At 64.6% G+C, this 6,633-nt stretch carries 7 protein-coding genes; all 7 read right to left on the reverse strand.

Translation table 11 applies throughout. The annotated features are described in order from the left end of the window. Nucleotides 1-418 (reverse strand): sugar phosphate isomerase/epimerase family protein (locus tag Y703_RS18090; protein ID WP_035763926.1); only part of this gene is annotated, 418 nt, incomplete at its 3' end. A gap of 9 nt (nucleotides 419-427) precedes the next feature. Then, nucleotides 428-1,531 (reverse strand): Gfo/Idh/MocA family protein, encoded by a 1,104-nt coding sequence (locus Y703_RS0105200; RefSeq protein ID WP_026551862.1) that lies wholly within the window; start codon nucleotides 1,529-1,531, stop codon nucleotides 428-430. Beyond that, nucleotides 1,528-2,265 carry a sugar phosphate isomerase/epimerase family protein gene (locus Y703_RS0105205; protein WP_026551863.1) on the reverse strand — a complete coding sequence of 246 codons (738 nt, stop codon included), beginning with the start codon at nucleotides 2,263-2,265 and terminating at the stop codon, nucleotides 1,528-1,530. Before Y703_RS0105205 ends, Y703_RS0105200 begins: the two co-directional genes overlap by 4 nt. Nucleotides 2,266-2,290: 25 nt before the next feature. Then, nucleotides 2,291-3,451, reverse strand: coding sequence for a Gfo/Idh/MocA family protein (locus Y703_RS0105210; RefSeq protein WP_026551864.1), 1,161 nt, complete (start codon nucleotides 3,449-3,451; stop codon nucleotides 2,291-2,293). Beyond that, entirely contained in the window at nucleotides 3,448-4,335 is an 888-nt protein-coding gene (locus Y703_RS18095; protein ID WP_081743402.1) for a sugar phosphate isomerase/epimerase family protein, read from the reverse strand. The genes Y703_RS0105210 and Y703_RS18095 overlap by 4 nt, the downstream gene beginning before the upstream one ends. Nucleotides 4,336-4,385: 50 nt before the next feature. Further along, nucleotides 4,386-5,624 (reverse strand): substrate-binding domain-containing protein, encoded by a 1,239-nt coding sequence (locus Y703_RS0105220; protein WP_026551865.1) that lies wholly within the window; start codon nucleotides 5,622-5,624, stop codon nucleotides 4,386-4,388. Then, a partial coding sequence (locus Y703_RS18100) for an ABC transporter permease (RefSeq protein ID WP_081743399.1) occupies nucleotides 5,624-6,633 on the reverse strand: 1,010 nt, incomplete at its 5' end. The genes Y703_RS0105220 and Y703_RS18100, both read right to left, overlap by 1 nt.

Below are 6,633 nucleotides of genomic sequence, written 5' to 3' on the forward strand. Positions count from 1 at the left end.
CCACGTACTGCCAGATTGACGAGCCGGTGAACCCGACAACCGTCTTCACCCCGAGTCTTTGTGCCAGCCGGGCGGTGAGCTTCATTTCCTCGGAGGCGCGTGCCCTGACGCCGTCGGGGTCCCCGTCTCCCCAGACCCGTTGGCCCACAATGGCCTGATGCCTGAAGTCGATGGGGTCATCGCACACCGCCTGGCCCTTGAGGTGGTTGGAAATAGCCCACACTTTCAGCCCGTTGCGCTCCAGAATGTCGAGACGGCCAGCGATGTAATCGTCGTCGTCCCAGCGCCAGGCGTCCAGATGGTCCCCGGAAACGGCGATCTCCAGCCCGTCGTATCCCCATTCACCAGCTAGACGCGCCACTTCCTCGAAAGGGAGGTCAGCCCACTGGCCGGTGAAGAGGGTGTAGTTGCGTGGCATGAGTGGCTCCTAGGTCAGGGTGAGCTGGGCTGGGTCCCAGTCCTCGGGAAGGGGGTCGAGTGCCGCTGCTGAACTTGTCACCGGCACAAAGGATCCGGTGTCGATTGACTCGGTAATTGCTGCCATGGCATCGAGGATGTGGAAGCCCGTTAGGCCCTGCGCCCGGTGCGGCCGGCCCGCACGAATGGCCCTGGCCAGCTCAAGAACTCCGGACCCGCGGCTGAAGACTGACCCGACGGCGGCAACGGTTTCCCAGTCCTCGGCGCCGTGCCGATGCAACCGGACATCGCCGTGGAACTCGTTCGGATCGGGGAAGGCGATGGTGGCGTCGGTGCCGGTGATTTCAAGGAAACCGGTCCGGGGTCGTGGCGAGTCGAAGCTGAAGATGCTTTGCGACGATTGACCGCCGTCGTACTCCACCAGTGCGCTGACGTGGGTGGGAACCGACACCCCAAACGATTCGCCTGCCCTCGGCCCGGACCCGATGACCCTTGTATCCCGTGAGCGGGATCCGACGGCGGCGACCCTCCGGATCGACCCGAACGCCTGCACCAGGGTGGTCAGGTAGTACGGCCCGATGTCGAACAGCGGGCCTGCGCCCGCCTCGAACAGGAAGGCTGGGTTGGGATGCCAGGACTCTGGTCCTGGGGACTGCATCAGCGTCAGGGCAGTCAGCGGCGTGCCGATGTCGCCGCGCCGGATGCTGCGCAGCCCTGTCTGCAGGCCCGCACCGAGGAAGGTATCGGGGGCGCACCCCAGGCGCACTCCACCCGCTTCCGCAGCGGCAAGCAGTTCGGCTCCTGAGGCCCGATCGAGCGAGAACGGTTTCTCCGACCAGACGTGCTTTCCTGCGGCGACGGCGGCCAAGGCCACCGGCACGTGGGCTGCGGGAGTGGTCAGGTTGAGAATGATTTCCACGTCCGGGTGGGACAGTGCGTCCTCCACCCCGCCAGCGGCGGCAATGCCGAACTCGGCGGCGCGGGTACGAGCGGCATCTTCGAAGAGGTCAGCAACAATGTGCACGCGCAGATCGGGGAACGCGGTGAGGTTCGTCAGATACTCCTTGCTGATCACTCCAGCACCAATCACACCGACGCCGACTGGTCCCCTCATCCGTGGGCCCGTGCCAGAAGGAACCGGCGGCTCTCCTGAACTGCCTCGAAAAGATCCCCGGCGCTGTCGTCCAGTTCGACCACCGCTGTCTCGACCGTCGACGACGCCCCCAGGACGCCGTCGATGTCCATCCGCCCGGAGCCGACCGCCACCTGTGACGTGCTGTCCTGATCAACGGCTCCGTCCTTGATATGGATCAACTTGACGCGGTCGCCCAGCCGGCCCAGTAGTGCCACGGGATCCTCTCCACCGACCGCCACCCAGTAGGTGTCCACCTCAAGGACCACTGAGGGGTGAAGGTGCTCGGCCAGCACCTCAAGGCCGGTGCGAGAGTCAAAGTCCGTCTCCATCTCAAACCAGTGGTTGTGGTATCCGACCCGCAGTCCGTACTCGGCCGCGAGGGCTGCTGCCTCGTTGAGCTGGCCGGCGGTTGTGGTGATGTCTGCAACCGACGTCCAGCGAGCCGGGTCAACGTAGGGGTCAATCACCGTGTGCATCCCAAGGGTGCGGGCCGCCGCAAAGATCGCGGGCTGGTCGGCGGAAAGCAGCGGGGCGTGGCCGGACGGCGCTGACAGCCCGTTGCGCTTCAGTGCTGCGGCCAACGGCGCTGGGTCGGCGGCAAAATTGTACGGCTCGACATTGGTGAATCCCATCGCTGCGATCCGGGCGATGGTGGCATCGAGGTCGGCTTCGAGAGCCTCGCGGACGGTGTACAGCTGAACAGATAGTTCCATTGGTTCTCTTGTGCTATAGATCTTTTCAGACGGGCGCGACGGCGGTGCCTGTCTGGGCGGCGCTGGCTTCCAACGCCGCCAGCACCCGCTGGGTTGCCAACCCGTCCTCGAACGACGGCGACGGCGGGATGCCAGAGTCGATCGCTGTGAGGAAGTCGGCTGCCTGGCTGGTAAAGGTGTGGTCCCAGCCGAGGGTATGCCCGGCGGGCCACCACGCTCCAAGGTACGGGTGGGAAGGCTCGGTGACCAGTATCTTGGTGTAGCCCTGCACCTCAGTCGGTGTGGCGCTGTCGAAGTACTGCAACTCGTTGAGGTGCTCCAGATCGAAGCGCAGCCCACCCCGGGAGCCGTACACTTCGATCTGCAGCGAGTTCTTCCGGCCCGTAGCGAAGCGTGAAACCTCTAGACTGGCGACCGCACCTGAGGCGAGCCGCAGCGTAGCCCACGCGGCGTCGTCGACGGTGACTGGTTCCGGGCCGTCCGGGCCGGGGCGCTCGGTCACGAAGGTGTTGACTGTGCCTGACACGCTGGCCACCGGGTCGTTGAGCAGGAAGGCCACCTGATCCACTGCGTGCGACGCCAGGTCGCCCAGGGCACCCGAGCCCGCTGACCCCTTGCGCAGTCGCCAGCTCATCGCTGCTCGCTCGTCGGCCAGCCAGTCCTGCAGATAGCTGACGCGAACCTGACGGACGTCCCCCACCCGCCCGTCAGAAATTAGTGTCTTCGCCAGGGCGAGCGCGGGAAGGCGGCGGTAGTTGAAGCCGACCATCGACTGGACCCCTCGGGACCGGGCGTCCAGGGCGGCTGCCACCATCTGTTCGGCTTCGGCCACGGAATTTGCCAGCGGCTTTTCCACCATGACGTGCTTGCCGGCCTGCAGCGCGGCGATGGCCAGTTCGGCGTGGAGGTGGCCGGGGGTGCAGATGTCGACGATGTGGATGTCGTCGCGTTCCAGCACCTCGCGCCAGTCGGTTGAGCTCCCGGCCCAGCCATACTGATCTGCGGCATCAGCGACGTGGCCTGCGTCCCGGCCGACCAGGAGCTGCTGGGTCACGCGCGGGGTCGGGTAGAAGGCGTTCACATTCCGCCACGCGTTGGAGTGTGCCTTCCCCATGAAGGAGTAGCCGAGCACGGCCACCCCGAGCGTGCCGGGCTCGGCAGCTGCTGCCGGGGCGGGGATGGTCATTGCTGGTCTCCTTGAAGAGGGGACGTTGTGGTCCGGGGTCGGGTGATCGAGCGCAGGAACACGAGGCCGTCGTGGGCGAGCCGGTCCTGGGACTCGGCGAGGGGCCGCCAGATTGAAGCGGCAGTGGCAATGCTGGAGTTGTGGGAGGTGAAACTTTCAATGTTCAGTGGGCCTTGGTAACCCACCGTATCGAGCGCCGCGAGAATGCCGGTCCAGTCGGTCTGGTCACCGCCAGGAGCGCCACGGTCATTGCCGCAGACCTGCACATGCACCAGATGCGCTCCAGCTCTGATGATCGCGTCTGCCGAGGAGCGTTCCTCAATGTTGAGGTGGTACGTGTCGAGCGCCAATCCCACCACGGGACCCAGCAGTGGCCCCAGCGCGTCAAGTGCCTGCTCGACCGTGTTGATCAGTGACGTCTCGTACCGGTTCAGCGGTTCGATCCCCAGCGCGACGCCGGCGCCAGCGGCTTCGTCGGCGAGCGGGGCAAGGTTATGGCGCAACTGCTCGTAGGCGGAGCGACGTTCGACGTCGTCCATTCGCCACAGTCGTCCGGTGGAGGAATAGAACGGGCCACATACCGATGGGGCGCCGATATCGTGCGCCAACTCGATGCACGCGCTGAGGTACCGCTGGGTCTGAAGGATTGAGGAATCGTCGGCGAAGACCAGATCGCGGCCCGGCGCCATCGCCCCCACCAGGTACGGCAGCATGCCCTCGAGCGAATCCCTGACGGTTGCTGCGGTGAAATCGCCAATGTTCTCCAACGGGAGTTCCACGGCGTCGAACCCCATGGCCGCTATGGACCCCAGCAAAGGAGGCAGGCTGGTGTCGGTCAGGGGCGACGTCCAGACCCAGGTGTTGACGCCGATGGGGCGCGCAATGGTGCTCTCCACTGTCCTGCCTCCTCTCGCTGTGTTGATGATGGGATCAGTTACGGAATCTGGCGTTCTTGCCAGACCTCGGGATAGCCTTCCATGTCTTCTCCGCCGAACTTGGCGTAGTGACCATCGGGCATTCCTTCATTGGCGGCCAGGAAGTCGCCGCGTTCGTCCTCAGTGATCGGGGTCTGGGGAAGAATCCACTCGGCGGGCACTTCTTCGCCGGCGAAGATCTTCTCCAGCGCCAGCAGTGGGGTGCGCCACTGGAAATTGGAGTAGACCGGTGCCAGCGCGTCGATACCGGTTTCGTCCCACTTTCGCAGGAAGCTCATCTCGTCCTCACCGGTCATGACCGGCAGGTCAGCTCCGGCATCCTCGAAGGCCTCGATCGCGGCGACAGCACCGTCGCCAGCGTCCATCCAGATGCCCTGGACATCGCCGGTTGCCAGCTCGTCCGCGAGGATGTCCTTGATCTCAGTGGGGTCGGCGCCAGTGAAGTAGTCAACAGCCTCGATGCCGTTCTCTTCGAAGATCCGCTCGGCTGCGGCCCAGCGCTGCTCGAGCACGTCAACCCCGGGCAGAATACGCAGGGCAACCACCCTGTCACCTTCTTCAAGCCGCTCGCTCAGGAACTCGGCGGTGTCGATCCCCCAGGCGAAGCCCCCGATCGGGTGGATGAAGGTGACAGCGCAGTCGGTCTCGACGCCGCGGTCGAAGACCACCACTGGCTTCCCGGTTTCACAGGCCCGCTCGACCGCTGGCGTCATGGCCGCCGTCGAATTCGGGGAGATGATGAACGCGTCACAGTTACCTTCAGCGATGAAGTAGTCGATGTCAGCAATCTGCGTGTTGTCGTCGTCCTGCGCGTCACGGGTCTCCATCTCGGAGATCACGCCCGACTCCTGAAGCGCCTTCAGCTGCTCGTTCATGGTGATCCAGCCGGTCTGTCGCCAGGGGTTGGAGATGGAGGCATTAGCGAAGCAGGCTTTCTGGGCTCCGTCGGCCGCGAACTCTGAGGTGTCGGTCATTTCCCCGTCAATGTACTGCAGCCAGGGCTGCTCCGGGTCACCCTCGAAGGGTGCCGAACGCTGCTCAAACTGGTCGTCGTACACCTCCTGAACGAACCATTCGTCGCTGCTCGTCTCTTCGGCGGCAGCTGACGTTTCTTCGGCACCAGCAGTGGTTTCTTCCGTAGGCGGATCTTCAATGGATGAATCGGTTGTGCAAGCAGTCAGGGCGAGCAGCGATGTGGCTGCTACCACCGTGACCTTTGTCAGGATGCTTCGTCGCATCATATTCCTCTCTCATTGGTGCCCACGGTGGGCGGTAGTGCTTCTGGATTGTTGCGGTCATGGGCCAGGGATCCAGTGGTCCGACGCTTTCCCTGCCAGGTTTGAGCCGCCGCTGCAACGGCGATGATGATGATGAAGCCCTGGATTGTGTCCCGCCAGGTGGATTGGACCCCGAGGAAATTCAGCAGGGTGAAGAGGGTTTCGAGAGCGAACGCGCCCGCGGCCGCTGACAAGACCCAGCCGCGGCCACCGCCGAGGACCACTCCGCCGAGGACGACGGCCGTGATAGCCGTAAATTCGTAGCCGCGACCCACCGACGGGTGGACTCCTGCGTAACCCACCAGGATGATCCCGGCCACCGTCGCCGCCAGAGAGGACAGCATGAACGCACGGGTCTTGACCCACCAGACGGGCGCGCCGGTCAGGGCTGCGGCGCGCGGGTTGTCGCCAACGGCAATCAGGGTGCGCCCGTAGGGTCGGCGCATCAGCCAGAGGGCGGCAGCGGCGGTGACGGCGAAGATGATCACGGGGTAGGGGATGATTTCCAGCACCGGGACGTCCCGGATCCCCCCGCGTCCGATCTGGCGGAAACTGTCGGCAGGGTTTCCCGTGGCGGCGCCGCCGGTTGAGTACAGCACCATGCCGAGCAGCGCGAGCATCATGCCGAGCGTGACAATGAAACTCGGCACCCTCAGTAACGTGGTCACCAGTCCGTTGATCAGCCCGATGGAGGCGCCGAACGCCAGCATCAGCACCAGCACGGGGATGACCCGGCTATCGTCGTCGCCAATCAGATTGCCGGCAATGAAGACCTGCGCGGTGACCACCGAGCCCATTGACAGGTCGAATTCACCGGAGACTATGACGAAGTACTGCCCTATCGCTGCAATAGATATCGGCGCCGTCCGGCCGATGAAACGGATCAGGGAGCCTGGCTCACCGAAGGACGGGTTAGCGGCGATGACGGCGATCAGCAGCGCGATCAGCAGCAGAAACACCGCGCCGCTGG

Origin of the sequence: Arthrobacter sp. H20 (genome assembly GCF_000520515.1) — a bacterium.
GTDB lineage: Bacteria > Actinomycetota > Actinomycetes > Actinomycetales > Micrococcaceae > Arthrobacter_D.

Bases quoted from the DNA above. Each gene is read 5' to 3' on its own strand.
- Y703_RS0105200 (WP_026551862.1), bottom strand. From the start codon at position 1,531: ATGAGGGGACCAGTCGGCGTCGGTGTGATTGGTGCTGGAGTGATCAGC.
- Y703_RS0105205 (WP_026551863.1), bottom strand. From the start codon at position 2,265: ATGGAACTATCTGTTCAGCTGTACACCGTCCGCGAGGCTCTCGAAGCC.
- Y703_RS0105210 (WP_026551864.1), bottom strand. From the start codon at position 3,451: ATGACCATCCCCGCCCCGGCAGCAGCTGCCGAGCCCGGCACGCTCGGG.
- Y703_RS0105220 (WP_026551865.1), bottom strand. From the start codon at position 5,624: ATGCGACGAAGCATCCTGACAAAGGTCACGGTGGTAGCAGCCACATCG.